The 24,598-nt window shown below is 72.3% G+C and carries 26 protein-coding genes; 22 read left to right on the top strand and 4 right to left on the bottom strand.

Annotation, left to right across the window (positions count from 1 at the left end; translation table 11 throughout):
- The first annotated feature begins 47 nt into the window (after window positions 1-47).
- From AMY39116_RS0328740 to AMY39116_RS0328695, 10 genes are read left to right on the top strand one after another with little or no spacing between them, the layout of a single operon-like run.
- The gene (locus tag AMY39116_RS0328740; RefSeq protein ID WP_020421060.1) at window positions 48-842 is read left to right on the top strand and encodes an ABC transporter permease; all 795 of its coding nucleotides are present in this window, start codon (window positions 48-50) and stop codon (window positions 840-842) included.
- Window positions 842-1,705: an ABC transporter permease gene (locus AMY39116_RS0328735; protein ID WP_020421059.1), complete on the top strand. Its 864-nt coding sequence runs from the start codon at window positions 842-844 to the stop codon at window positions 1,703-1,705. Before AMY39116_RS0328740 ends, AMY39116_RS0328735 begins: the two co-directional genes overlap by 1 nt.
- The gene (locus AMY39116_RS0328730; RefSeq protein ID WP_020421058.1) at window positions 1,702-3,024 is read left to right on the top strand and encodes an MCE family protein; all 1,323 of its coding nucleotides are present in this window, start codon (window positions 1,702-1,704) and stop codon (window positions 3,022-3,024) included. The genes AMY39116_RS0328735 and AMY39116_RS0328730 overlap by 4 nt, the downstream gene beginning before the upstream one ends.
- On the top strand, window positions 3,021-4,064 hold the full coding sequence (locus AMY39116_RS0328725; protein WP_020421057.1) for an MCE family protein: 1,044 nt from the start codon (window positions 3,021-3,023) through the stop codon (window positions 4,062-4,064). The genes AMY39116_RS0328730 and AMY39116_RS0328725 overlap by 4 nt, the downstream gene beginning before the upstream one ends.
- Window positions 4,061-5,092, top strand: a complete 1,032-nt coding sequence (locus AMY39116_RS0328720) for an MCE family protein (protein ID WP_020421056.1) — start codon at window positions 4,061-4,063, stop codon at window positions 5,090-5,092. Before AMY39116_RS0328725 ends, AMY39116_RS0328720 begins: the two co-directional genes overlap by 4 nt.
- The gene (locus AMY39116_RS0328715) at window positions 5,089-6,276 is read left to right on the top strand and encodes an MCE family protein (RefSeq protein WP_020421055.1); all 1,188 of its coding nucleotides are present in this window, start codon (window positions 5,089-5,091) and stop codon (window positions 6,274-6,276) included. Before AMY39116_RS0328720 ends, AMY39116_RS0328715 begins: the two co-directional genes overlap by 4 nt.
- On the top strand, window positions 6,273-7,457 hold the full coding sequence (locus AMY39116_RS0328710) for an MCE family protein (protein WP_020421054.1): 1,185 nt from the start codon (window positions 6,273-6,275) through the stop codon (window positions 7,455-7,457). The genes AMY39116_RS0328715 and AMY39116_RS0328710 overlap by 4 nt, the downstream gene beginning before the upstream one ends.
- Window positions 7,454-8,692: an MCE family protein gene (locus tag AMY39116_RS0328705; RefSeq protein ID WP_020421053.1), complete on the top strand. Its 1,239-nt coding sequence runs from the start codon at window positions 7,454-7,456 to the stop codon at window positions 8,690-8,692. Before AMY39116_RS0328710 ends, AMY39116_RS0328705 begins: the two co-directional genes overlap by 4 nt.
- Entirely contained in the window at window positions 8,689-9,165 is a 477-nt protein-coding gene (locus tag AMY39116_RS0328700; protein WP_027936306.1) for a hypothetical protein, read from the top strand. The genes AMY39116_RS0328705 and AMY39116_RS0328700 overlap by 4 nt, the downstream gene beginning before the upstream one ends.
- Complete coding sequence (locus tag AMY39116_RS0328695) at window positions 9,162-9,662, top strand: nuclear transport factor 2 family protein (protein ID WP_020421051.1); 501 nt, start codon at window positions 9,162-9,164, stop codon at window positions 9,660-9,662. The genes AMY39116_RS0328700 and AMY39116_RS0328695 overlap by 4 nt, the downstream gene beginning before the upstream one ends.
- Here the strand turns inward: AMY39116_RS0328695 and AMY39116_RS0328690 are convergent, their stop codons facing one another.
- Genes AMY39116_RS0328690 through AMY39116_RS0328680 form a run of 3 tightly spaced genes read right to left on the bottom strand, consistent with a single transcriptional unit; the run spans window position 9,663 to window position 13,159 of the window.
- Complete coding sequence (locus tag AMY39116_RS0328690; RefSeq protein WP_020421050.1) at window positions 9,663-10,568, bottom strand: sensor histidine kinase; 906 nt, start codon at window positions 10,566-10,568, stop codon at window positions 9,663-9,665.
- Entirely contained in the window at window positions 10,565-11,341 is a 777-nt protein-coding gene (locus AMY39116_RS0328685) for an MEDS domain-containing protein (RefSeq protein WP_157358714.1), read from the bottom strand. Before AMY39116_RS0328685 ends, AMY39116_RS0328690 begins: the two co-directional genes overlap by 4 nt.
- A 21-nt stretch (window positions 11,342-11,362) precedes the next feature.
- Window positions 11,363-13,159 carry a long-chain fatty acid--CoA ligase gene (locus AMY39116_RS0328680; RefSeq protein ID WP_027936305.1) on the bottom strand — a complete coding sequence of 599 codons (1,797 nt, stop codon included), beginning with the start codon at window positions 13,157-13,159 and terminating at the stop codon, window positions 11,363-11,365.
- Window positions 13,160-13,272: 113 nt separating this feature from the next.
- Here AMY39116_RS0328680 and AMY39116_RS0328675 point away from each other — a divergent pair, with 113 nt between their 5' ends.
- The 7 genes from AMY39116_RS0328675 to AMY39116_RS0328645 are packed head-to-tail and all read left to right on the top strand — an operon-like array spanning window position 13,273 to window position 18,320.
- Window positions 13,273-13,674 carry a hypothetical protein gene (locus AMY39116_RS0328675; RefSeq protein WP_020421047.1) on the top strand — a complete coding sequence of 134 codons (402 nt, stop codon included), beginning with the start codon at window positions 13,273-13,275 and terminating at the stop codon, window positions 13,672-13,674.
- Between the two features lie 20 nt (window positions 13,675-13,694).
- Window positions 13,695-14,486 carry a metallophosphoesterase gene (locus AMY39116_RS0328670; protein ID WP_027936304.1) on the top strand — a complete coding sequence of 264 codons (792 nt, stop codon included), beginning with the start codon at window positions 13,695-13,697 and terminating at the stop codon, window positions 14,484-14,486.
- Between the two features lie 27 nt (window positions 14,487-14,513).
- Window positions 14,514-14,954 (top strand): SRPBCC family protein, encoded by a 441-nt coding sequence (locus AMY39116_RS0328665; RefSeq protein WP_017983871.1) that lies wholly within the window; start codon window positions 14,514-14,516, stop codon window positions 14,952-14,954.
- Between the two features lie 14 nt (window positions 14,955-14,968).
- Complete coding sequence (locus AMY39116_RS0328660; protein WP_020421045.1) at window positions 14,969-16,111, top strand: ArsA family ATPase; 1,143 nt, start codon at window positions 14,969-14,971, stop codon at window positions 16,109-16,111.
- A complete protein-coding gene (locus tag AMY39116_RS0328655; RefSeq protein ID WP_020421044.1) occupies window positions 16,108-16,488 on the top strand; it encodes a hypothetical protein in 381 nt (126 codons plus the stop codon). The genes AMY39116_RS0328660 and AMY39116_RS0328655 overlap by 4 nt, the downstream gene beginning before the upstream one ends.
- 14 nt (window positions 16,489-16,502) lie before the next feature.
- Window positions 16,503-17,438 (top strand): ROK family protein, encoded by a 936-nt coding sequence (locus AMY39116_RS0328650; protein ID WP_027936303.1) that lies wholly within the window; start codon window positions 16,503-16,505, stop codon window positions 17,436-17,438.
- 12 nt (window positions 17,439-17,450) lie between these two features.
- Entirely contained in the window at window positions 17,451-18,320 is an 870-nt protein-coding gene (locus tag AMY39116_RS0328645; protein WP_020421042.1) for an NUDIX domain-containing protein, read from the top strand.
- A gap of 157 nt (window positions 18,321-18,477) precedes the next feature.
- Here the strand turns inward: AMY39116_RS0328645 and mftR are convergent, their stop codons facing one another.
- The gene (gene mftR, locus AMY39116_RS43675; protein ID WP_020421041.1) at window positions 18,478-19,074 is read right to left on the bottom strand and encodes a mycofactocin system transcriptional regulator; all 597 of its coding nucleotides are present in this window, start codon (window positions 19,072-19,074) and stop codon (window positions 18,478-18,480) included.
- 84 nt (window positions 19,075-19,158) lie between these two features.
- On the opposite strand from mftR, the gene mftA reads away from it, so the two are divergent.
- Genes mftA through AMY39116_RS0328615 form a run of 5 tightly spaced genes read left to right on the top strand, consistent with a single transcriptional unit; the run spans window position 19,159 to window position 24,485 of the window.
- Window positions 19,159-19,263: a mycofactocin precursor MftA gene (gene mftA / locus AMY39116_RS0328635; RefSeq protein ID WP_020421040.1), complete on the top strand. Its 105-nt coding sequence runs from the start codon at window positions 19,159-19,161 to the stop codon at window positions 19,261-19,263.
- The gene (gene mftB, locus AMY39116_RS0328630) at window positions 19,248-19,529 is read left to right on the top strand and encodes a mycofactocin biosynthesis chaperone MftB (protein ID WP_020421039.1); all 282 of its coding nucleotides are present in this window, start codon (window positions 19,248-19,250) and stop codon (window positions 19,527-19,529) included. Before mftA ends, mftB begins: the two co-directional genes overlap by 16 nt.
- 20 nt (window positions 19,530-19,549) lie before the next feature.
- On the top strand, window positions 19,550-20,758 hold the full coding sequence (gene mftC / locus AMY39116_RS0328625) for a mycofactocin radical SAM maturase (RefSeq protein WP_020421038.1): 1,209 nt from the start codon (window positions 19,550-19,552) through the stop codon (window positions 20,756-20,758).
- Window positions 20,755-22,563: a mycofactocin system FadH/OYE family oxidoreductase 1 gene (locus AMY39116_RS0328620; RefSeq protein WP_020421037.1), complete on the top strand. Its 1,809-nt coding sequence runs from the start codon at window positions 20,755-20,757 to the stop codon at window positions 22,561-22,563. The genes mftC and AMY39116_RS0328620 overlap by 4 nt, the downstream gene beginning before the upstream one ends.
- Window positions 22,560-24,485, top strand: coding sequence for a mycofactocin system FadH/OYE family oxidoreductase 2 (locus AMY39116_RS0328615; protein WP_020421036.1), 1,926 nt, complete (start codon window positions 22,560-22,562; stop codon window positions 24,483-24,485). Before AMY39116_RS0328620 ends, AMY39116_RS0328615 begins: the two co-directional genes overlap by 4 nt.
- Window positions 24,486-24,598 lie beyond the last annotated feature (113 nt).

Genomic DNA, 24,598 nt, shown 5'->3' with positions numbered 1-24,598 from the left:
CAAGGGAGTAAGACTCAGAGCAACGAGGCTGGGGTCGCGGAGGTGTGATGGGGTCACGCACGGGAACGCTCACGGTACCGGGCACCGCCGCGCTCGCCCAGGTCGGCCGCCTGTCCACACTGGCCTGGGAAGTGCTGCGGGCGATCCCGCGCAGGCCCTTCCAGTTCCGCGAGTGGATCCTGCAGTGCTGGTTCTTCGCGAGCGTGACGATCCTGCCCACCGCGCTCGTCGCCGTCCCGTTCGGCGCGGTCATCGCGCTGCAGCTCGGTTCGCTGACGCAGCAGATCGGCGCGCAGTCGTTCACCGGCGCGGCCAGCGCGCTGGCCATCGTGCAGCAGGCCGCCCCGCTGATCACCGCCCTGCTCGTCGCGGGCGCCGGCGGAAGCGCCGTCTGCGCCGACATCGGCGCGCGCAAGATCCGCGAAGAGATCGACGCGATGGAGGTGCTCGGGGTCAACCCGATCCAGCGCCTCATCGTGCCGCGCGTGCTCGCCGCGATGGTCGTGTCCGTGCTGCTCAACGGCCTGGTCAGCGTGGTCGGCGTGCTCGGCGGCTACTTCTTCAACGTCGTCATGCAGGGCGGCACCCCGGGCGCGTACCTGGCCAGCTTCAACGCGCTGGCGCAGCTGCCGGACCTCTACGTCAGCGAGATCAAGGCCGTGCTGTACGGGTTCGTCGCCGGAGTGGTGGCCGCCTACCGCGGGCTCAACCCGGCCGGCGGGCCGAAGGGCGTCGGCGACGCGGTGAACCAGGCCGTGGTCATCACCTTCCTGCTGCTGTTCCTCATCAACGTCGTGCTGACCGCCATCTACCTGCGGATCATTCCGCCGAAAGCGCTGTGATGACCGCCGATACGCTGGAGAGACAGCCCGGGGTGTCCGACCGGACACTCGAGATGATCGCGCGCCCCGGCGCCGTGCTGGAGGGACTGGGCAGCCAGCTCTCCTTCTACGTCCGCGCGCTCGCCTGGGCCCCGCGCACGCTTCGCCGCTACAGCAGGGAAACGCTGCGGCTGCTGACCGAGGTCTGCTTCGGAACCGGCGGTCTGGCGGTGATCGGCGGGACACTCGGCGTGATGATCGGCATGACCCTGTTCACCGGTCTCATCGTCGGCCTGCAGGGGTACGCCGCGCTCAACCAGCTCGGCACCGCCGCGCTCACCGGGTTCATCTCGGCCTACTTCAACACCCGTGAGGTCGCGCCGCTGGCCGCCGGGCTCGCGTTGTCGGCGACCGTCGGCTGCGGGTTCACCGCCCAGCTGGGCGCCATGCGGATCTCGGAGGAGATCGACGCGCTCGAGGTGATGGCGGTGCCCAGCCTGCCGTATCTGGTCACCACACGCGTGCTGGCCGGGCTGGGCGCGGTGATCCCGCTGTACGCGGTCGGGCTGTTGTCGTCCTACCTGGCCTCGCGCCAGGTCACCGTGTGGCTCTACGGCCAGTCGGCGGGCACCTACGACCACTACTTCGGGCTGTTCCTGCCGCCCGAGGACGTGCTGTGGTCGTTCGGCAAGGTGATCGTGTTCAGCGTGCTGGTGATCCTGTCGCACTGCTACTACGGCTACACCGCCAGCGGCGGGCCTGCCGGCGTCGGCGTCGCGGTCGGCCGCGCGGTGCGGACGTCGATCGTGCTGATCTCGGTACTGGACTTCTTCCTCAGCCTCGCGGTCTGGGGCGCGACCACGACGGTGAGGATCGCGGGATGAGACGGGCGGTGCTGCTGCGGCGGCTCTGGCACCAGGTGCTCGGCCTGGTGTTCCTCGTTGTGTGCGGGCTGTTCTTCGTCACCACGGTCGCCGCCTACAACAAGGAGTTCACCCCGGTGGCGATGGTGCGGCTGGAGACCGACCACGTCGGCAACCAGCTGCGCAAGGGCTCCGACGTCAAGATCCGCGGCGTCGTGGTCGGCGAGGTGCGCTCGATCCAGGCGATGGGCGACCACGCCGCGCTGGAACTCGCGCTGGACCCGGATCAGCTGGGCCTGATCCCGGACAACGTCTCCGCGCGCCTGCTGCCCAAGACCCTGTTCGGCGAACGCTACGTGGCCCTGCAGATCCCGCCGGATCCGTCCCCCCGGCACATCGCGGCGGGCGACGTCATCCCGCAGGACCGCTCCAGCTCGGCGATCGAGCTGGAGCAGGTGCTGAACAACGTCATGCCGCTGCTGCAGGCCGTCCAGCCGCAGAAGCTCGCCAGCACGCTCAACGCGGTCTCCACCGCGCTCGACGGCCGCGGCGAGCAGCTCGGCGCCACGCTGGTGAACCTGTCCGAGTACCTGGCGGGGCTGAACCCGTCGCTGCCCGACATCAAGGCCGACATCACCGGGCTGGCGAACGTCGCGGACACCTACGACCGGGCCGCGCCGGACTTCCTGCAGGCGCTGGCCGACCTGACCACAACCACGAAGACCCTGGTGGACAAGCAGCAGGCGCTGACCCAGGTCTGGGCGTCGGTGACGAACGCGAGCGACAACCTGGACAGCTTCCTGCGCGTCAACCAGGCGAACCTGATCAACCTCACGGTCACCTCGCAGTCCACTTTGGAGGTTCTCGCGAAGTACGCGCCGGAGTACCCGTGCCTGTTGCAGCAGCTGGCCGAGGCCGTGCCGCGCGCGTACGAGGCCTTCGGCGCCGGCACCGACAAGATGAACCACGTGACGATCCGGTTCGTCGCCGACCGGACCAAGTACGAGCCGGGCAAGGACGAGCCGGAGTACCTCGACAAGCGCGGGCCGCGCTGCTACCCGATGGTGCTGCCGCCCGGACGCTGGCCGCAGTACCCGCCGGGCGGGCCGATCCAGGACGGCTCGACGCACCCGCCCGCCGGGCCCGGCGCGAGCGTTCCGCTGCCCAGCAACGGGATCATCGACGGCGGGTCGTCCACCACCGGATCGGTCGCGAACTCGCCGGCCGAACAGGACCTCGTCGCGGCGCTGCTGTCCCCGGCCGCGCCGCAGGACGTGCCGGGGTGGGGAACCCTGCTCGCCGGCCCGCTCTACCGCGGGGTGGAGGTGGAGGTCCGGTGAACCGGTTCGTCCCGTCGCTGATCAAGATCCTGATCTTCGCCGCCGTCACGGTGCTGCTGACCGGGATCCTCGGCTCGACGATCGCCAACACCAACTTCGGCGTCACCTCCACCTACACCGCGCGCTTCACCGACGCCTCCGGCCTGCACGAGGGCGACGACGTGCGGATCGTCGGGGTGAAGGTGGGGCAGGTGGACGAGATCACCGTCGAGCAGGACGGCGACACCAGCTACGCCGACGTGCACTTCACCGTCCAGTCGGCCTACCGCCTGCCGGGCTCGGTCACCGCGACCGTCAAGTACCGCAACCTCGTCGGGCAGCGGTACCTGTCGCTGGGCACCAACGTGCCCGGGGACGACCAGCTGGCGGCGGGCGGCATGATCCCGCCGGAACGCACGCAACCGGCGCTGAACCTCACCGTGCTGTTCAACGGGTTCAAGCCGTTGTTCGCGGCCCTGGACCCGCAGCAGGTCAACCAGCTCTCCTACGAGATCATCCAGGTCTTCCAGGGCGAGGGCGGCACGATCGAGAGCCTGCTGTCGCACACCGCGTCGCTAACCCAGACCATCGCCGACCGCGACGAGGTGATCGGCCAGGTGATCGGCAACCTCAACACCGTGTTGACCACGGTGAACGACCGCGGACCGCAGCTGTCGAACCTGATCGACCAGACCCAGCAGCTGGTGTCCGGGCTGGCCGCCCAGCGCGGCCCGATCGGCGACGCGGTGTCCGCTCTGGGCGAGCTGACCGACGCCACCGCCGGGCTGCTCGCCGACGCGCGGCCACCGGTCCAGCGGGACATCGCCGCGCTCGGGACGCTGTCCGGCACGCTGGCCGACTCCGGGCAGCTGATCGACGAACTGCTGAAGAAGCTGCCCGGCAACCTGGAGAAGTTCACCCGGACCCTGAGCTACGGCAGCTGGTACAACTACTACCTCTGCGGTCTGACCGGGACCATCGGCGTGACGTCGCTCAACATCACGCTGCCGCTGCTCCCGCTGCCTGCGACCGAGCTCCCGGAGAGGTGCAAGCCGTCATGAAGGCGCTCAAGGACCGCAACCAGGCCGCCGTCGGCGCGGTGACGCTCGTGCTCGTCGTGCTGGTGACCCTGGTGTCCTACTTCTCCGACGAGCTGCCGCTGCTCGGCACCGGGACCACCTACCAGGCCTACTTCGCCGAGTCCGCGGGCCTCGCGGCGGACAACGAGGTGCAGGTGGCCGGTGTGAAGGTCGGCCAGGTCACCGACGTGTCGCTGGCCGGCAGGAAGGTGCTCGTCAAGTTCAAGGTGGAGAACACCCGCGTCGGCGACGAGTCGACGGCCTCCATCGAGATCAAGACGCTGCTGGGGGAGAAGTACCTCGCGCTCAAACCCAAGGGCGAGGGCGCGCAGGACCCGGACGAGCCGATCCCGGTCGAGCGCACCACCACCCCGTTCCAGCTGCAGGACGCCTTCCAGCAGCTGAACACGACGGTCGGCCAGATCGACACGAACCAGCTCGCGCAGAGCTTCGACGCGGTCGCCGACGCGCTCAAGGACACCCCGCAACCGTTGCGGGACACGCTGTCCGGCCTGTCCGCGTTGTCGCGCACGGTGTCCTCGCGGGACCAGGAGCTGGCGAACCTGCTGGCGAACACCAGCCAGGTGTCGCGGACGCTCGCCGACCGCAACGCCCAGCTCACCGCGATCATCAACGACGGCAACCTGCTGCTCGGCGAGCTGCAGCGGCGCCGGGACGCGATCAAGGCGCTGCTCACCGGCACCCAGCAGCTCGCGGCCCAGCTGTCCGGACTGGTCGCCGACAACCGCGCGCAGCTGCGGCCGACGCTGGAACGGCTCGGCGAGGTCACCACCATCCTGCAGAACAACCAGGACAACCTGAACCGCAGCCTCGAGCTGCTCGCGCCGTTCACCCGCGTCGGCGCGAACGCGACCGGCAACGGCCGCTGGTTCGAGGGCTACATCTGCGGGCTGCTGCCGCCGGTGATCAAGGCGGGCGGGCTGTCCATCAACCCCGAGGGTTGCACGCCGCCGATCTCCGCGCCGGACCAGGGATTGGGGGGCGGATGACGCTCGACAGCCGTGCCTCGCGCGGCGTGTACCGCTGGATCGCGACCGGATGCGTGCTCGCGCTGCTGGTGACGGCCGGCCTGTATCTGGTGCTCCGGGACAGCGGCGGCACCCGGATCTCCGCGTTGTTCGACCGGACCGTCGGCCTCTACGCCGGATCGTCGGTGCGCGTCCTCGGCGTGCCGGTCGGCGAGATCACCGGCGTCACGCCGGAAGGCGCCGTGGTGCGCGTGGACATGCGCGTCGACGACGACGTGCGGATCCCCGCCGACGCCGGCGCCGTGGTGGTCGCGCCGAGCCTGGTCAGCGACCGGTACGTGCAGCTCACCCCGGCCTACGACAGCGGGCCGGTGATGGCGTCCGGCACGCTCATCCCCCAGGACCGCACCGCGACGCCGATGGAGCTGGACGACCTCTACGGCACGCTCGACAAGCTGTCGACCAGCCTCGGGCCCACCGGCGCCAACGCGAACGGCGCGCTGTCGAACCTGCTGGACACCGCCGCGGCCAACCTCGACGGCAACGGGCTGAACCTCAACAGCACCGTCACCGAGCTGGCGAACCTGTCGCGCACGCTGGACAACTCGAAGGACGACCTGTTCGGCACCGTGCGGAACCTGCAGTCGTTCACCACCGCGCTCGCGGACAGCGACGCGCAGCTCAACGAGTTCTACCAGCGGCTGGGGAACGTGACGGGCTTCCTCGCCGAGGACTCCGACGACGTCAGCGCCGCGCTGGCCGCGCTCGGCTCCTCGCTCGGCGATGTGCAGAGCTTCGTCGCCGAGAACAAGGACCTGCTCACGTCCAATGTGGACCGGCTGGCCGGCATCACGCAGGTGCTCGTCGACCAGCGCGCCGCGCTCGCCGAGGTGCTCGACGTCGGGCCGACCGGCATGACCAACTTCATCAACTCCTACGACGCGGCGTCCGGCAGCATCGCGATCCGCTACAACGCCAACGAGTTCACCAACCCGCTGATCACCACGCTGTGCCGGCTGATCAAGGCGTCCACGCCGGTCGGCCTGCCGACGACGGTCAGCGACGTGTGCGAGGCGATCGCCCCGGTGGTCGAGGGCATCGCGAAGGTCCCCTCGATCCCGCAGCTGCTCGCCGACATCAACAGCGGCAAGCTCCCGCCGCTGCCGTTGCTGCCGCTGGTCGACATCCCGGAGGCCGGATCGTGAGGCGGCTGACCGGGGCGCTGTGCGGGGTGCTGCTGCTCGTGGCCGGCTGCGGCACGGCCGGGTTCTCCGGGCTCTACAACACGCCGCTGCCGGGCGGGGCGGACCTCGGCGACCACCCGTACCGCATCACCGCGCAGTTCGCCGACGTGCTCGACCTGGTGCCGCAGGCCGCGGTGAAGGTCAACGACGTGCCGATCGGCCGGGTCGACAGCGTCGAACTGGCGCCGGACACCAGGTCCGCGATCGTGCACATGAGCCTCAACGGCGACCTGAAGATGCCGGAGAACTCCTTCGCCCAGCTGCGCCAGTCGAGCCTGCTGGGGGAGAAGTTCGTGCAGCTCGCCGAGCCCGCCGGGGAACCGGCCGCGGCGCCGCTGCGTGAGGGCTCGGTGATCCCGCTGGCGCGCACCAACCGCAACCCCGAGGTCGAGGAGGTGCTGGGCGCGCTGTCGCTGCTGCTCAACGGCGGCGGGGTGAACCAGCTGGCCGACATCACCCGCGAGCTGAACCACGCGCTCACCGGCAACGAGGCGGAGATCCGCGCGCTGCTGGCGCGGGTGGACCGGATCGCGACCGAGCTGGACGGGCAGAAGTCGGAGATCATCCGGGCCATCGACGGGCTCAACCGGCTGTCCGGCACGCTCGTCGCCCAGACCGCGAACCTGACCACCGCGCTGGAGGACCTCGCGCCCGGCATGGCCGTGGTGACCCAGCAGCGGGACCAGCTCGTCGGGATGCTGCAGTCGCTCGACCGCTTGTCCGGCGTGGCCGTGGACACGATCGACGCGAGCCGGGAGTCGCTGCTGGCGGACCTGCGGGCGCTGGCGCCCACACTGTCCAAACTGGCCGAAGCGGGCACGAACCTGCCGGAGGCGCTGAAGATCCTGCCGACCTACCCGCTGCCCGACGTCGCCGGGGACGTGGTGAAGGGCGACTACGCGAACGTGACCGCGCGGATCGACCTGAACCTGGACGCGATCTTCCAGAACATCGCCAACTCCGGGAAGTTCCCGTCGATCGAGCTGCCGAGCAACAACCAGACCAGCACGCAGGTCGCAGCGCCGCCACTGCCGATCCCGCAGCCCGCGACGCCGCAGGCGCAGACCCAGCCGGACCCGGTGACCGGTCTGCTGCCCGGACTGAGCGACCTGCTCGGCAACCTGCTGGGAGGGACGCCGTGATCACCCGCAAGCACCGGATCCAGCTGATCGCGTTCCTGCTGATCGCGCTCGCGTCCGTCGGTTACGCCGGTGGCCGGTACGCCGGGCTGGACCGGCTGTTCGGCACCAGCGGGTACCTGGTCACCGCGAACCTGACCGAGTCGGGCGGGATCTTCGAGGGCGCCGAGGTGACCTACCGCGGCGTCGCGGTCGGGCGGGTGTCCAAGCTGCACCTGACCGACGAGGGGGTCGCGGTCGACCTGGACATCACCTCCGACGAGAAGATCCCGGCCGACACCGAAGCCGTGGTGGCGACCCGGTCGGCGGTCGGCGAGCAGTACGTCGACCTGCGGCCCAAGCACCAGGACGGGCCCTACCTCGCGGACGGGTCGGTGATCACCAGCGACCGCACGGCGATCCCGCTCTCGCCGGACACCGTGCTGGCCAACCTGGACCGCCTGGTGTCCAGTGTGGACACCCAGTCGCTGAAGACCGTGGTGGACGAGACCTACGACGCGTTCGCGGGCAGCGGCCACGACCTGCAGCAGCTGCTCGACACGGCGAACTCGTTCACCACGGCGGCGACGGAGAACCTGCCGCAGACCACGCGGCTGCTGGCCGACGGCCGGGTCGTGCTGGACACCCAGCAGCGGCAGGCCGACACGATCACCTCGATGGCCACCGGGCTGCGCACGATCGCCGAGCAGCTCAAGGGCGCCGACCCGGACCTGCGGAAGGTCATCGACACCACGCCCGGACTGGCCCGGGACCTGGACACGATCCTCGCGACCTCCGGCACCGACCTCGGCGTGCTGATCGCGAACCTGCTCACCACCGCGCAGATCACCTCGGTGCGCACGGACGCGATCGAGCAGCTGCTGGTCGCCTACCCGGTGATCTCGGCCTTCACGCGGTCGGTGTGGTCCAACGGCGAAGGCCACCTCGGGCTGGTGCTGAACTTCTTCGACCCGCACTCGTGCACCAAGGGCTACGAGACGACGCAGCAGCGCCCGGCGAACGACACCCGCGAGGTGCCCGCCAACCGGCAGGCCTACTGCGCGGAGCCGCCGGGCAGCGCGACCGGGGTGCGTGGCGCGCAGAACGCGCCGTACGCGGGCAAGCCGGTCAACCCGGCGAAGCCGAACGACCCCACGCCGGCGCCCGCGCAGTCCACGTCGGCGCAGATGCCCGGCGTGCTGGGGCTGGTCACCGGTACCGCGAGTTCCCTGGGGCAGCTGCTGGGGCTGCCGGGATGACACGGGTGCTGGGCGCGCTGGCCGCGGTGGCGGTGCTGGCGGCGGCGTGGTTCGGGTGGAGCTGGTGGAGCGCGGCGCACGACGACGGGCTGGTCCGCGCCCGCGACCGGGACGCGGTGATCGCCGCCGCTGGTGACGCGCTGGTCGCGTTGAACACGATCGACTACCGCGAGGCCGGGGCCGCGCTGGACCGGTGGATCGCGGTGACGAGCGGCCAGCTGGGCTCGTCGTTGAGCGGGGACCGGCAGGGGCAGGTGGACCGGGCCACCGCGGGGAAGCTCGTCGCCACGGCGTCGTTGCGGCAGATCGCCGTGACCGAGCTGAACGGCGACGCGGCGCGGGTGATCGCGGTGCTGGACGTGTCGATCGCGTCCGGTGGCGGTGAGCCGAAGCCGGGCCGCAGCCACCTGACCGCGGACGTGGCGCGGGCGGACGGGACGTGGAAGATCACGGCCGTGCAGGGGGCTTCGTGACTTCCCGTGTGGCGACGTGGGTTTCGGTGCTCACGGCGGTGATCGTGCTGGCGGGCGGGTTCGCCGGGTGGGCCGCGGTGCAGGCCGGCCAGTGGCGCACCTCGAACGCCACGCTGGCGGACCCGGCGGCGACCGCCGAGGCCTCGGAGCAGATCAGCGCGGCCCTGAAAGCGGTCTTTTCCTACGACTACGGCAACCTGGCGCGCACCGAGCGGGCGGCCGCGTCGGTCCTGGTGGACGACGCGGTGACCCAGTATCGCGACACCTTCGCCGCGGCGCAGGAGCAGGCGGTGTCGCAGAAACTGATCCGCACCACGACGGTGGCGTCGCTCGGGCTGCAGGACCTCGACGGCGATTCCGCGCGGGCACTGGCGTTCCTGGAACAGCAGACGCTCAACACGACGAGCGGACAGCAGACGTCGTCCTCGGCGGCTCTGTCGGTGGTGGCGCGCAAGGTGGACGGGGCGTGGAAGATAGCGGCGCTGACGACGCTGTGATCACAGGCGCAGCAGCGCGTACTGCGTCGTCCGGCCCGGTTGCGTGTACGTGCGCACCAGGTCGGCCAGCTGGTGCACCAGCAGCAGCCCGCGCCCGCCCAGCGCGCCCGGCGGCTGCGGGCGCCGCCCGGCCAGCGGGTCCGCCAGGAAACCGTCGTCGTGCACGGCGCAGCACAGGTGGCCGTCCGCGGGCCACAGCTCGACCCGGCACGAGCCGCCGGCGTGGCGCAGGCTGTTGGTCACCAGCTCCGTGACGATCAGCTCCAGATCGGGCACCCGGACCTCGCTCAGGCCGAACACCCGCGCCTGCTCCGCCGCCCAGTGGCGGGCCTCGCGGACGCCCCAGTCACCGGTCACCGCGAAGTCCACCGGGGCCGCGGCCGGCACCGGCTGGTTGTAGCGCGCCACCACGTCGTCCGGCGCGTACTGCTCGCTGGCGTACCGCCGCGACGCCTCCCACACCTCCGGGTGCGTCTCGCGGGCGTCGGCGACCACGGACGGCTCCAGTGCCGCCGTGTCGTAGGGGCACACGATCGTCACGTCCCGGCCGTCGAACGCGTGGTTGATCAGCGCCTCGTGCTGCGCGCACGCCGGGTACTCGGTGGCCGAGCGGCCCGCCCAGATCGGCTCGCCGATGATGCGCACGTGCCGGTCCGGGTGCGCGTCGGCGAACCTGCGCAGCACCGTCGGGATGATCCGGCCCGGGTTGCGGCCCGCCTCGGTCATGTCCAGCCACAGCACGTCGTCCGAGCCGACCGCGGGCCGCAGCACGGACAGCCGGTCACCGGGCACGGCGACCGCGACCGGTTCCCGCCGCGCGAGGCCGTCCGTGACGAAGGGCACGAGGGCGTCCAGGTACTCGTCGTCGGAGCTGTAGAACAGCGCGGGGTGCACGAAGGCGGTCACGCAGCCCCCTCCACCCGCACCGTCGGCAGCCCCAGCACTTCGACCAGGCGGGAGACGGCCGGCGAGGGATCACGCAACACCAGTGTCGCACCACGGTTCGCGGCGTGCTCGGCCAGCCGTGTCAGGCTGCGGTGGTCGGCGAACCGCAGGCCACGCACGTCGAGCACGATGTTGCCGTCCACCGGCCGCGGATCCGCCCGCCGCAGCGCCTCGACGAGCAGCTCCTCGGTCGACAGGTCCAGCTCCCCGGCGAGCGCGGCCGACGCCGACGCCGAGCCGAACAGCCGGAACCCGGGGTCGGCGTTCGTCGCCGGATGCATGGACGCCACCCTCGCCACCACCTCGTCACCCACCTGCCCGCGGTCGTACCCGCACATCGCGGAGAACGGCCGCACGGCCGCGTACCGGTCCACCCTGTGCTCGTAGCGCGCGAACGCGTCGAGTTGTTCGGCCGTGCTCACCAGGGACGTGCAGTCCGCGGCGACCCGCAGGCCCGTGTAGCCCGCGGCGAGCGCCGCCTCGGTCGCCTCGGCGTAGTTGCGCACCTGCTCGTCCGGATCGACCACGGCGCCCACCGGGTACGTGTCGTCCAGCGACACCGCTCGCGCCGCGCCGGTGCGCAACGCGTCGTCCAGCCCGTCGAGCGCGGGGTCGCCGGGCGCGACGTACCAGACCTGTCTGCCGCGGGCGAGCCCGTCGCGCAGGAACTCCCGCGCGCGGGCCCGGAAATCCGCCGTGGACTCGAAGGCCCAGCACCGGTGATCGTGAAGCACCGACACAGCGTAGTTGCCTCGTTACTTCTGGTACAGACCTTCGATGAAGGTCGCGTAGTTCTTCGTCACCACGTTGCGCTTGAGCTTCAGGCTCGGCGTGATCTCGCCGCCCGCTTCGGTGAAGTCGTTGCCCAGGATGACGAACTTCTTGATCGACTCGGCCTGCGAGACCTGCTTGTTCGCCTCGTCGACCGCGCCCTGCACGGCCGCGATCAGGTCCGGGTCCTGCGCCAGGTCGGCGACCGTGGCGTCGGCCGGCTTGCCGTTCTGCGACTTCCAGGCCGGGAAGAACTCCTCGTCGATCGTGATCAGCGCGGCGATGAACGGGCGCTGGTCGCCGACCACCATGGCCTGGGAGATCAGCGGGTGGGCGCGCATGGTGTCCTCGAGACCGGACGGGGCGACGTTCTTGCCGCCCGCGGTCACGATGATCTCCTTCTTGCGCCCGGTGATCTTCAGGAAGCCGTCGTCGTCGAGCTCGCCGAGGTCGCCGGTGTGGAACCAGCCGTCCTCCAGCGCCTCCTTGGTGGCGGTCTCGTTGTTGAAGTACGCGCCGAACACGACGTCGCCCTTGAGCAGGACCTCGCCGTCTTCGGCGATCCGCACGGACGTGCCCGCCACCGGGCGGCCCACGGTGCCGACGCGGAACGCGTCCTGCGTGTTCACGTTCGCCGCGGCCGAGGTCTCGGTCAGGCCGTAGCCCTCGAACACCGGCACGCCGATGCCGCGGAAGAAGTGCGCCAGCCGGGCGCCCAGCGGCGCGCCGCCGGAGACCGCGGCGATGCAGCGGCCGCCGAGCGCGGCCCGCAGCTTGCCGTAGACCAGCTTGTCGAACAGCAGGTGCTGCGCCTTCAGGCCCAGCCCGGCGCCGCCGGTGTCCTGCGCCTCGCTGTAGGACACCGCGACCTGCTCGGCCCGGTCGAAGATCTTGCCCTTGCCCTCGGAGTGCGCCTTCTGCTTCGCGCCGTTGTAGACCTTCTCGAACACGCGCGGCACGGCCACCACGAACGTCGGCCGGAAGGTGCCCAGGTCGGCCACCAGGTTCTTGACGTCCGGGGTGTGGCCGAGCGTCACGCGCGCGGTGACGGCGGTGACGGCGATCGCGCGGGCCAGCACGTGCGCCAGCGGCAGGAAGCACAGCAGCGAGTTGCCCTGCTCCATCAGCTGCGGGAAGGCGTTGATGTCGGCCCGGATCTCGGCCAGCAGGTTGCGGTGGGTCAGCTCGACGCCCTTGGGACGGCCGGTGGTGCCCGAGGTGTACACGATGGTGGCCAGGTCGCCCGCCTGCACGATGCGGCGCCGCTCGTGCACGGTGTCGTCGGCCACGTCGGCGCCCAGCGTGGTCAGCTCGTCCACCGCGGGGCGGGCCGCCTCGATCTGCCAGGTGTACTGCAGGCCGGGCAGCCGGTCGCGGACCTCGTCGACCGCGGCCAGGTGCTCGCTCGTCTCCACGAAGACGCCCTTGGCGCCGGAGTCGGACAGGATCCAGGCGACCTGCTCGGGCGAGGACGTGTCGTAGATCGGCACGGTGACGGCGCCCGCCGCCCAGATGGCGAAGTCGATCAGCGTCCACTCGTACCGGGTCTTGGACATCAGGCCGACCCGGTCGCCGCGCTCGATCCCGGCCTCGACCAGGCCCTTCGCGACGCCGATGACCTGGGCGGCGAACTCGCGGGCCGTGACGTCCAGCCACGAGCCGTCCACCTGGCGGCGGAAGCTGATCGCGTCGGGGAACCGCTCGGCGTTCGCCCACACGATGTCGGCGAGGTTCTCGTCATCGGCAACCGGCTGCACTGCCGGGGCGCTGTACTCGCGCACGGTGGACCTCCGTGGTTCAAGGGTGTTACTCGCCAGTCACAACTTAGCGTCGGTGACACCTTACGACCAAGGGGGCGGACCGCCGGTAACACGGGCATGACATTCTCACTCGCGTGAGCACGCTCAACGGTGCGCCGCCCAGCATCGACATCGTCGACGAGACCTTCCTCGCGGTGCCGCCCGGCACCGTGGCGGCGGTGTTCGCCGACCCGGCCGCGTGGCGGCGGTACTGGCCCGACCTGGTGCTCGAGGTCTACACCGACCGCGGCGAGGAGGGCCTGCGCTGGACCGTCCGGGGCGCGCTGGTCGGCACGATGGAGGTCTGGCTCGAGCGCACGCTGGACGGCACGCTGCTGCACTACTTCCTGCGCGCGAGCCCGGCCGGGGAAATGAGCCCCCGGCAGCTGCGCCGCGAATTCGACCGCAGGGCCCGCGCGGCCAAGGCCGTGGCGCTGGGCCTGAAGGAGATCCTGGAGGACGGTCGGGAGCCCGGGATTCCCCCGCGCACTTCTTAGCGTCGCTAAACTAGGCAATCATGCGCGTTCATGTCGTGTCGGACGTCCACGGGAACACGGAAGCCCTGGCCAAGGCCGGTGATGGGGCGGACGCGCTGATCGTCCTCGGCGACCTGCTCGACTTCGTCGACTACCACCAGCACGACCAGGGCATCCTCGGCACGCTGTTCGGCCCGGAGAAGGTCGCCACGTTCGCCCGGCTGCGCCGCGAGGGCACCCGCGAGGAGTCGATCGCCTTCTCGAAGTCGCTGTGGTCGAGCCTGGACGACCCGGCCGCCGCCGTCGAGGAGGCCGTCCGCGAGCAGTACGCGGCGATGTTCGCGGCGATGACAGCGCCGACCTACGCGATCGCGGGCAACGTCGACTCGCCGGACCTGTGGCCCGAGTTCGCCGGTGACGACGTGCGGCTGGTCGAGGGCGAGGTCGTCGAGATCGGCGGCCTGCGGTTCGGCTTCGCGGGCGGCGTGGTGCTGCCGGCCGGGGCCACGATCCGCCGGTCCAACCCGGTGTGGCGGCCCTACCTGCGCACGCAGGAGGAGTTCGACGAGGCGGTGGGCAAGCTCACCGACATCGACGTGCTGTGCACCCACCAGCCGCCCGCGCTGCCGGAGCTGACCTACGACGTGGTCGCCCGGCGGCACGAGCTGGGCTCGTCGGCCCTGCGCGGGCTGGTCTACGCGGAGCAGCCGCGGTGGTCGCTGTTCGGCCACGTGCACCAGCCGCTGTCGGCCCGGCTGCGGGTGGGCCGCACCGAGTGCCGCAACGTCGGCCACTTCAAGGTCACCGGGCGCCCGTACGTCCTGCGGTGGTGACGCGGGCCAGGCGGTAACCTCTCCGCCATGGCCGACCAGTCCACGCAGTCCATCGAGGTCGACGCGCCGCCGGAGAAGGTCATGGCGGTGATCGCGGACTTCGCGTCGTACCCGGAATGGGCCAAGCAGGTCCGGGAGACCGAGGTGCTCGCGACCGACGACGCGGGCCGTCCCAAGCAGGTCAAGCTGACCCTGGACGCCGGCCCGATCAAGGACGTCTACACGCTGGAGTACGACTGGGCCGCCGACGGCCGGTCGGTCAGCTGGCACCTGGTGCGCGGCCAGATGCAGAAGGCGCAGGACGGCCGCTACGAGCTGGAGGCGGTCGGGAACCGCACGCGGGTCACCTACACGCTGTCGGTCGAGCTGGTGCTGCCGATGATCGGGCTGCTGCGCCGCAAGGCGGAGAAGATGGTCATGGACACCGCGCTCAAGGAGCTCAAGCGCCGCGTGGAGGACCTCGCCTGAGGGCGGGACGGCCCATGACCCGGCTGCTGCTGTTCACCGGCAAGGGAGGCGTCGGCAAGACGACGCTCGCCGCGGCGACGGCGGCGGGCCTGGCCGCCCGCGGGTACAAGACGCTGGTCGTGTCCACCGACCCCGCGCACTCGCTGGCCGACGCGTTCGGCAAGCGCCTCGGCCGCGAACCGTCCGACGTGGACACCCGGCTGCACGGCGCGCAGGTCGACTCGCGCGGCCTCGTCGACGACATCTGGCAGGACCTGCGCGGCAGGCTCAAGGGCGCGCTCGCGGGCGCCGGGGTGGACGCGCTGGACGCCGAGGAGCTGAGCGTCCTGCCGGGCGTGGACGAGCTGCTCGCGCTGACCGAGGTGCAGCGGCTGGCCGAGGCAGGCCGCTGGGACGTCGTGGTGGTCGACTGCGGGCCGACGGCGGAAACGCTGCGGCTGCTCGCGCTTCCCGAGGCCGTGGCCGGGTACCTGGACAAGGTGTTCGGCTGGCAGCTCACGCTCACCGGCTCGCGGGGACTGGCCCGGTCGGTGCGCGACCTCGCGGCGCACGTCTCGGCGCTGCGTGACCTGCTGACCGATCCGGCCGTCACCACCGTGCGGCTGGTGCTGACGCCGGAGCGGGTCGTGGTCGCCGAGGCGCGCCGCACGCTGAGCTCGCTCGCGCTGCGCGGGATCCGGGTCGACGGGCTGATCGTGAACCGGCTGATGCCCGCGCCCGGCATGTGGCGCGGGGCGGCCGCGAACTGGATGCGCACCCGCCGCCGCCAGCAGGACGAGGTGCTGAACGAGCTGACCTGGGAGCTGGCCAGGGTGGAGCACCGCGCCGCCGAGCCGGTCGGGCTGCCCGCGCTGCGGGAGATCGCCACCGAGCTGTACGGCGAGCGGGATCCGCTGGAGGGCAAGGGATCCACTTCCGCGCCGCTGCTGCACGTGACCGAAGTGGACGGTGGGTACCGGCTGCGGCTGGCGCTGCCGCTGGACCGCGGGGCCGAGCTGGACCTGGCGCGGGTGGACGACGACCTGGCCGTCACCGTCGACGGGTTCCGCCGCCTGGTGGCTCTGCCGGAGTCGTTGCGGCCATGCCGGATCACCGGCGCCCAGTCCGATGCGGACGGTCTCGTCGTCTCGCTCACCAAGCCGGGGGAGGACCGATGACGACCGAAGGCGTGACCGCGGCGAGCCTGGCCGAGGAGATCCGGCTGCTCGTCGAGATGGTCGTCGAACGCGCGGCCCCCTGGCTGGACGGCGTGGTCGCCGCCGGGCACGGCACGGCCGAGAAGCCCGATGGCGACAGCGACTGCGGCTGGTGCCCGCTGTGCGCCGTGGTCGCCGTGGTGCGCGGTGAGAAGCCCGAGTTCGTCGCCCGCGTGCTGGAGCAGGCGGCGCAGATCATCGCGTTGCTGCGGGCCGTGCTGGCCGACCGGTGGGAGCCGCAGGAGGGCGTGCACATGCCCGGGTTCCAGCCGCCGCCGCGGCCGCAGCCGGACTCCGGCCGGGTGCAGCGCATCCCGGTGCAGTGGCGGGAGGGCTAGTGCACGCGATCGGCCTGGACGTCGGCGGCACGAGCGTCCGTGCCGGAGTGGTGGACGAGCACGGCTCGATCCTGGACACCGCGCGGGCGGGCACGCCGGCCGCCGAGGACGCGCTCGAAGACGCCATCACCGCCGTGATCGACGAGCTGCGCAACCGGCACGAAGACGTCGCCGGGGTCGGGCTGGCGGTCGCCGGGTTCGTCGCCAACGACCGGCGCACCGTGATGTTCGCGCCGCACCTGGCCTGGCGGCACGCGCCGGTGGCGGACCGGATCGCCAAACGCGTCGGCCTGCCGGTGACGCTGGAGCACGACGCGAACGCCGCCGCGGTCGGCGAGCACCGCTTCGGCGCCGCGCGCGGAGCCGGGGTCGCGGCGCTGGTGGCGATCGGCACCGGGATCGGCGCGGGGCTGCTGCTGGACGGCGAGCTGTACCGGGGCGCGAACGGGGTCGCGCCGGAGCTGGGGCACCTGACGGTGGTGCCGGACGGGCGGGCGTGCCCGTGCGGCAAGTACGGCTGCTGGGAGCGCTATTGCAGCGGCACCGCGCTGGCCGCGACCGCGATCGAGCTGCTGGCCAGGTACCCGGGCACGTCGACGGTCCTGTCCAGGGACATCGCGCTGGACCCGGGCGCGCTGACCGGGCGGCGGGTGGCCGGGGCGGCGCGCGACGGCGACCCCATCGCGCAGCGGGCGGTGGCCGAGCTGGCGAAGTGGCTCGGCGAGGGGCTGGCGCTGGTCGCGGACGTGTTCGACCCGGAGATCGTGGTGATCGCCGGCGGGGTGTCGGAGTCGGCGCCGCTGTTCCTCGACGAGGCCCGCGAGCACTACGCGGCGGCGATCACCGGCGGCAGGCACCGGCCGCTCGCGCGCATCCGCACCGCGCAGCTGGGCGACGACGCCGCGCTGGTGGGGGCCGCCGCGCTCGCGCTCGAAGCCACGGCGGTATGACAAGCTGGAACGATGACCCCTGATGACGGCGACGGCTTCGTGTACTGCGAGCGCGGCCACCGGCATTGGGGCCTCTTCGGCGCCGCGGGCCTGCTGCTGACCGATCCCGAGCGGGGTGTGCTGCTGCAGCACCGGGCCTGGTGGACGCACCACGGCGAGACGTGGGCGCTGCCCGGCGGCGCGCGCCGCGGTCACGAGTCCGCGCGCGAGGCCGCGACCCGTGAGGCGGAGGAGGAGGCCGCGGTGCCGTCCGCCGCCCTGCGGCTCACCGCGGAGTCGGTGGTCGACCACGGCGGCTGGAGCTACACGACGGTCCTGGCGAACACCCGGCACCCGGTGCGGGAGCGGGTGGTCAACGAGGAGAGCGCCGAGCTGCGGTGGGTGCCGCCGGACGAGGTCGGCTCGTTCCCGCTGCACGCGGACTTCGCGGCCGCCTGGCCCGCGCTGCACGCCGAACTCGGCCGGGAGCTGGTGCTGGTGGTCGACGCGGCCAACGTGGTCGGCTCCCGCCCGGACGGCTGGTGGCGGGACCGGGCAGGCGCGGCGGAGCGGCTGCGGGACCGGTTGTCCGGGCTGGCGCGCGACGGGGTGCGCAGCGCGGACGTCGGGCTCGGCGGGGCGGACTGGTCGTGGTGGCCGCGGGTGCAGATGGTCGTCGAAGGCCAGGCGAGGGACGTGCCACCGGCCGACGAGGTCGAGGTGATCGCCGCGGTCCGCGACGGCGACTCCCAGATCGTGGAAAGCGTCCGCAAAACGCGCGACGCCCGCCCGGACGACCACGTGGTGGTGGTGACGGCCGACCGCGAGCTGCGAGCACGCGTGACGGCGGAGGGCGCGAAAGTCCTCGGCCCGGCGACGCTGCTGAACCTGGTGGCCGACTGAGGAACCGGCGCGAGAGCGCGGAACTCGCGCGCTGCCGCCGAGTCCGCTTTCGCGGGTGAATTCCGCGCTCGTGCCGCGCGCGTGAGCGTGGAACTCGCGCGCTGCCGCCGAGTTCTGCCGTTCGGGTCCGCGAGTGGCGCGGTCGTGGGCAGTCCCCTCAGGTCAGCGCTTCCGTCAGTTCGTCCACCCCGGCGGCCATCAGCTCGGCGAGGTCGGCGCGCGGGTCGCGCAGCCACTGCTCGTACGCGGCCAGCGCGATGCCCAGCGCGGTGTAGGCCACGGTCTGCGGGGCGAGCGCCGACGCGGGCACCCCGAGGCGTCCCCCGACGAACTCCGCGATCACCTGCCGCCAGTCCGCGTAGCGCAGCGTCGAGTGTGCCTGCAGCGCCGGCGTGGTCAGGATCAGCTCCATCCGCTGCCGGTGCCACACCGCCTCGGACGGGTCCACCCGGTTGAAGTCCACCAGCGCCTCCCGCAGCACGCCGGGCAGCGGGCGGTCCGGCGGGTACGACGCGAGGCGCTTGCGCATCTTGTCCAGCTGGCCGTCGAAGTCGCCCCAGGCGATGTCGTTCTTCGACGGGAAGTAGCGGAAGAACGTGCGCCGCCCGATGCCGGCTGCCTTCGCGATGTCGTCGATCGTCGTGCGGTCGAACCCGCGGCTGGCGAACAGTTCGAACGCCACGTGCTCGACCTCCGCCCGCGACGTGATCGGCTTGCGTCCCGCACGGGGCGCCGGATCCGCCTTTTCGGTCATCCCTCTTCCATTCGGCACTCGGTGCCATTATTGTCCGAGAAGCGCGGCCGCACCGGAGCGGCCCATCGCCGAAGGGAGCATCCCATGTCCGAGGCCAAGAGCGTCGCCCCCGCCGTGGAAGACTCGCTCGTCGAGGAGGACCTGCTCGTGGAAGAGGTCTCCATCGACGGCATGTGCGGCGTCTACTGACCGTGTTCGATCCGGACCAGGCCTACCGGTGCTCCCCGCGGGTCGCGTTGCGACCGGAACCGTTCGGGGCGCTCGCCTACGACTTCGGCACCCGGAGGCTTTCGTTCCTGAAGACGAAGATCCTGGTCGAGGTGGTGCGCACGCTCGGGGAGCAGCCCGACGTGCACACCACCCTCGACGCCGCCGGCGTCCCCGGCGACCAGCGCCCGGCCTACCTGAAGGCGCTGGCCGGACTCGCCGAGAACGGCACGATCGAACCGCGCTGAACCACTGAGAAGGGCGTGCGATGAAGCTCGTCGAACACTTCAAGCAGGGGCTGAACTCGCCCATCTGCCTGACCTGGGAACTGACCTACGCCTGCAACCTCTCGTGCGTGCACTGCCTGTCCTCGTCGGGCCGCCGCGACCCGCGGGAGCTGAGCACCGCGGAGTGCAAGGCCGTCATCGACGAGCTGCAGCGCATGCAGGTCTTCTACGTCAACATCGGCGGTGGCGAGCCCACCGTCCGCGCCGACTTCTGGGAGCTCGTCGAGTACGCCGTGGACCACCAGGTGGGCGTCAAGTTCTCCACCAACGGCGTCAAGCTCACCCCGGAGCGGGCGCGGTGGCTCGCCGCCACCGACTACGTGGACGTGCAGATCTCCTTGGACGGCGCCACCGCCGAGGTCAACGACTACGTCCGCGGCCCGGGTTCCTACGACACGGCGATGCGGGCGATGCGGAACCTGAAGGACGCCGGGTTCCGCGACTTCAAGCTCTCCGTCGTGATGACCCGGCACAACGTCGGCCAGCTCGACGAGTTCAAGGCCATCGCCGACACCTACGGCGCCCAGCTGCGCATCACGCGGCTGCGCCCGTCCGGCCGCGGCGCGGACACCTGGGACGAGCTGCACCCGACGGCCGAGCAGCAGCTGCAGCTCTACGACTGGCTGATCGCCAACGGCGAGAAGGTCCTCACCGGCGACTCGTTCTTCCACCTCAACGCGCTCGGATCGGACCCGCTGCCCGGCCTGAACCTCTGCGGCGCGGGCCGGGTGGTGTGCCTGATCGACCCGGTCGGCGACGTCTACGCCTGCCCGTTCGCGATCCACGAGGAGTTCCTCGCAGGCAACGTCCGCGACGAGGGCGGGTTCGCGGGCGTGTGGAACACCTCCGAGCTGTTCGAGCGCCTGCGCGGCCCGCAGACCGGCGGCGCGTGCACGTCGTGTTCGGCCTACGACGCCTGCCAGGGCGGGTGCATGGCGGCGAAGTTCTTCACCGGCCTTCCGCTGGACGGTCCCGATCCGGAATGCGTCAAGGGGCACGGGGAACTGGCGCTGGCCGGGGTCAGCGGGGCGCCGCGGTCGCACATCGACCACTCGCACCGCAAGACCCGCCAGAGCCGCAAGGCGGGCAAGGTGCCGGTCAGCATCGGGTTCGGCCCGCCCGAGGGCAGCGCCCGGCCGGATCGGGCCTGCGACACCAGCCCGCTCGCGGGGTTCCAGCCAGGACGATGACCAGGCTCGCCGGCCCCGTCCGGGTCGGCGGCCGCACCGCCCCCAGCCGGGTCCTCTTCGGTCCGCACGAAACGAACCTGGCTCGGGGGCGGGCGCTCGCCGACCGGCACGTCGCCTACTACCGGCGGCGAGCCGAGGGCGGCGCCGGGATCGTCGTCACCGAGACGGCGAGCGTGCACCCCTCCGACTGGCCGTACGAGCGCGCGCCGCTGGCCGCGGAATGCGGTCCGGGGTGGACGTCCATCGTGGACGCCTGCCGTCCACACGGGACGCTCGTGGTCGCGTCGCTCGGGCACGCCGGCGGGCAGGGTTCGTCGGCCTACCACCAGTCGGCGTTGTGGGCGCCGTCGCGGGTGCCGGATCCGGTGAGCCGCGAGCTGCCGATGGAGGTGGACGGCCCGGAGATCGCGGAGCTGATCGCCGGGTTCCGCGCCGCCGCCGCGCTCGCTGCCGAGTCCGGTGTGGACGGTGTGGAGATCGACGCCGGGCAGTACTCGCTGCTGCGGCAGTTCTGTTCTGGGCTGACCAACCGGCGCACGGACGCCTACGGGGACCGGGGTCTGCTGCTGCGTGAGGTCGTCGCGGCGGTCCGGGAGGCGATCGGGGACCGCATCCTCGGGCTGCGCCTGGCGTGCGACGAAGGCGCGCCGTGGGGCGGGATCACGCCGGAGACCGCGCCCGTGCCCGGCGGGATCGACTACCTGGTGCCGGTGCGGGGTTCGGCGTTCGCCGACTCCCGGCCGGACGCACGCACCGAACCGGGCTTCAACGTCGATCTGTGCCGGGCGTTCTCCGGGCGCGCCTTGACGGTGTTGCAGGGCAGTGTGGTGGATCCTGAGCTCGCGGAGCGGGCACTGGACTTCGCCGGGCTGGTCGAGATGACCCGCGCGCAGATCGCCGATCCGGACCTGGTGCGTCACGTGCGGGCCGGGACGCGGCCGCGGCCGTGTGTGCTGTGCAACCAGAAGTGCCGGGTGCGGGACCCGCGGAACCCGCTGGTCAGCTGCATCGGCGAGCCACGCAGCGGGCACGAGACCGAGGATCCGCTGCCGCGCCCGGGCGCCGGGGAGGTGCTGGTGGCCGGCGGTGGCCCGGCCGGGCTGGAAGCCGCGCGGGTGCTCGCCCTGCGGGGTTTCGACGTCGAGCTGACCGAGCGCGACGCCCGGCTCGGCGGGATGGCGCGTGTCGCGGCGCGGCTGCCCGGCCGGGACCGGCTGGGGCGGCTCGTGGACTGGCTGGAGGCCGAGGTCCGGCGGCTGGGCGTGCGGATCTCGACCGGGGTGGAGACCGTCGCGGCGGACGGGCGGCCGGTGGTCGTGGCGACCGGCAGCAGGCCCGGCCCGCGGGACTACTCCGTCGAGGGCGGCCGGGTGCTCGACGTGGCCGCGGTCTTGGGCGGCGCGGAGCTGCCGGACGGGCCGGTCGTGGTGCACGACCCGCTCGGCGACTGGACCGGCGCGGCTGTCGCGGAGCTGCTGACCGCCGGACGCGCGGTGACGATCGTCAGCCCTGATCCGGTGATCGCGACCCAGGTCCGGGACGTCGCCGCGGTGAACGCGCGCCTGCAGCGGGCCGGGGTGGAGCTGGCGAAGCGGTCGCGCCTGCGGGTGGCGCGGCGGGACCACGTGGTGGTGGAGGACGTGCTCACCGGGGAGTGCCGGGAGCTGTCGTGCGCGGTGCTGATCCACTGTGGACACCGGCTCCCCGAGGTCGCGCTGCCGGGGGTCGCGGTCGGCGACGCGGTGGCGCCCCGGACGATTCACGAGGCCGTCCTGGACGGTCGTCGCGCGGCGGTGGCGTTGTGAGCCTGCTGTTCGAACCGTTGCGGCTGGGGCCGGTCGAGGTGCGCAACCGGATCGTGTTCGCCGCCCACCTGACCAACTACGCCACCGGCAACCTGCCCACCGAGCAGCACGCGGCCTACTACGCCGCGCGGGCGGCGGGCGGCGCCGGGCTGATCATCTCCGAGGAGCACGTCGTGCACCCCTCGGACTGGCCCTACGAGAAGGTGATCCACGGGTACAGGCCGGAGGTCGTGCCCGGCTACCGCCGCATCACCGCCGCCGTGCACGCGCACGGCGTGCCGATCTTCGCGCAGCTCAACCACAACGGCGGGCAGGCGTCGTCGATGTACTCGCGGCGGGCGGTGTGGGCGCCGTCCCCGGTGCCGGACCCGCTGTTCCGCGAGGTGCCCAAGGCGATGACCGTCGCGGAGATCGCCGAGGTGGTCGCCGGGTACGGGCGCGTCGCGCGGCACTGCGCCGAAGGCGGCTTCGACGGCGTGGAGATCCAGTGCTCCCAGTCGTCGCTGCTGCGCGGGTTCCTGGCGCCCGCGGCGAACCTGCGGACCGACGACTACGGCGGCCCGCTGCCCAACCGCGCGCGGTTCCTGCGGGAGGTCGTCGCGGAGGTGCGGGCGGCGATCGGGCCGGACCGGGCGCTGGGGGTGCGGCTCTCCGGCGACGACCTGGTCGAGGGCGGCATCACGCCGGCCGAGGCGGCCGAGGTGGCGCGGCTGATCTCGCCGGACATCGACTACCTGAACACCTCGATCGGGGTCGCGACCTCGACGCTGTACATGGTCGAACCGTCGATGGCGGTCCCGCGCGGGTACGCGCTGCCGGTGTCCGAAGCGTTGCGGCGCGCGGTGTCCGTGCCGGTCGTGGGCATCGGACGGATCAAATCGCCGGAGGAGGCCGAGCGGGCGCTGGCCGAGGGGCGGTGCGATCTCGTCGGTGTGGTGCGCGGGCAGATCGCCGACCCGTCGTTCGCGGCGAAGGCGCGGGCCGGACGGGAGGTGCGGACCTGCCTGTCCTGCAACCAGGAGTGCGTCGGGCGGATGGGTCTCAACCGGTGGCTCGGGTGCGTGGAGAACCCGAGCGCCGGGCGGGAAGCGGTGCCGCTGCCGCCGCCCGGGCCGCGCCCCAAGCGAGTGCTGGTCGTCGGCGCGGGCCCGGCCGGGCTGCAGGCGGCGGCGACGGCGGCCGGGCGGGGACACCGGGTCACGGTGTTCGAGCGCTGCGAGGTGGGCGGGCAGATCGCGCTGGCCGCGACCGCGCCGGGCCGGGGCGAGCTGGGTGACCTGGTGCGCAACCTGCTGACCGAGTGCCGTCAGGCCGGTGTCGACTTGGCGACCGGTGTCGCGGTGACGGCTTCGTTCCTGCTGGACGAGGCGCCGGACGCCGTGGTGCTGGCGACGGGCGCCCGGCCGGTGCTGCCGGAGTGGGCGGTCCCGCCGCGGGTGGTGCACGCGCGGGAGGTGCTGGGCGGTGTCTCGCCGTCCGGCGCGGTGGTGGTGATCGACGAGGTCGGCTTCCACCCGGCGACGTCGGTGGCGGAGCTGCTGGCGCGGCGGGGCTGCCGGGTGACGTTGTCGACGCCCGGGATGGTCGTCGGGCAGGACCTGGGGCTGACCCTGGACCGGGAGCTGTTCGGGCGGCGGGCGCACGAGCTCGGGATCGCGGAGCGGACGGACGAGATGGTGCTCGGCGCCGCGGCGACGGAGGATGGGGGCGTGGCGTTGCGGATGTTGAAGCACACGACCGGCGAGACCACGGAGGTCCGCTGCGACTGGGTGGTGTGCGCGACGCACCAGGAGCCGGAGGACGAGTTGTGGCACGCGCTGCGGGAGGCGCCGTTCCCGGTGCTGCGCGCGGGGGATTGCGTGACCCCGCGGCGCGCGCACGCCGCGGTGGTGGAGGGGCATCGAGCGGGGGTGTCGTTGTGAGCGACGCGGCTGGACGCGGGGCAGCGGCCGGGCGGTCGGTCACCCCGCCTCCGGCGGGACCATGGCAGCTGCCGGTCGGGAGTCCCGCGACCGCTCGCTGCGGCACCGGGTGG

This window comes from Amycolatopsis sp. ATCC 39116 (assembly GCF_000231075.2).
GTDB classification, from domain to species: domain Bacteria; phylum Actinomycetota; class Actinomycetes; order Mycobacteriales; family Pseudonocardiaceae; genus Amycolatopsis_E; species Amycolatopsis_E tucumanensis.
This window is presented reverse-complemented; position numbering and strand designations above follow the sequence as displayed.

Excerpts from the sequence above, each read along its gene's own strand:
- AMY39116_RS0328620 (WP_020421037.1), top strand. The coding sequence starts at position 20,755 with ATGACCAGGCTCGCCGGCCCCGTCCGGGTCGGCGGCCGCACCGCCCCC.
- AMY39116_RS0328735 (WP_020421059.1), top strand. The coding sequence starts at position 842 with ATGACCGCCGATACGCTGGAGAGACAGCCCGGGGTGTCCGACCGGACA.
- mftR (WP_020421041.1), bottom strand. The coding sequence starts at position 19,074 with ATGACCGAAAAGGCGGATCCGGCGCCCCGTGCGGGACGCAAGCCGATC.
- AMY39116_RS0328665 (WP_017983871.1), top strand. The coding sequence starts at position 14,514 with ATGGCCGACCAGTCCACGCAGTCCATCGAGGTCGACGCGCCGCCGGAG.
- AMY39116_RS0328670 (WP_027936304.1), top strand. The coding sequence starts at position 13,695 with ATGCGCGTTCATGTCGTGTCGGACGTCCACGGGAACACGGAAGCCCTG.
- AMY39116_RS0328660 (WP_020421045.1), top strand. The coding sequence starts at position 14,969 with ATGACCCGGCTGCTGCTGTTCACCGGCAAGGGAGGCGTCGGCAAGACG.
- AMY39116_RS0328740 (WP_020421060.1), top strand. The coding sequence starts at position 48 with ATGGGGTCACGCACGGGAACGCTCACGGTACCGGGCACCGCCGCGCTC.
- AMY39116_RS0328645 (WP_020421042.1), top strand. The coding sequence starts at position 17,451 with ATGACCCCTGATGACGGCGACGGCTTCGTGTACTGCGAGCGCGGCCAC.
- AMY39116_RS0328720 (WP_020421056.1), top strand. The coding sequence starts at position 4,061 with ATGAAGGCGCTCAAGGACCGCAACCAGGCCGCCGTCGGCGCGGTGACG.
- mftA (WP_020421040.1), top strand. The coding sequence starts at position 19,159 with ATGTCCGAGGCCAAGAGCGTCGCCCCCGCCGTGGAAGACTCGCTCGTC.
- AMY39116_RS0328700 (WP_027936306.1), top strand. The coding sequence starts at position 8,689 with ATGACACGGGTGCTGGGCGCGCTGGCCGCGGTGGCGGTGCTGGCGGCG.
- AMY39116_RS0328730 (WP_020421058.1), top strand. The coding sequence starts at position 1,702 with ATGAGACGGGCGGTGCTGCTGCGGCGGCTCTGGCACCAGGTGCTCGGC.
- mftC (WP_020421038.1), top strand. The coding sequence starts at position 19,550 with ATGAAGCTCGTCGAACACTTCAAGCAGGGGCTGAACTCGCCCATCTGC.
- AMY39116_RS0328715 (WP_020421055.1), top strand. The coding sequence starts at position 5,089 with ATGACGCTCGACAGCCGTGCCTCGCGCGGCGTGTACCGCTGGATCGCG.
- AMY39116_RS0328655 (WP_020421044.1), top strand. The coding sequence starts at position 16,108 with ATGACGACCGAAGGCGTGACCGCGGCGAGCCTGGCCGAGGAGATCCGG.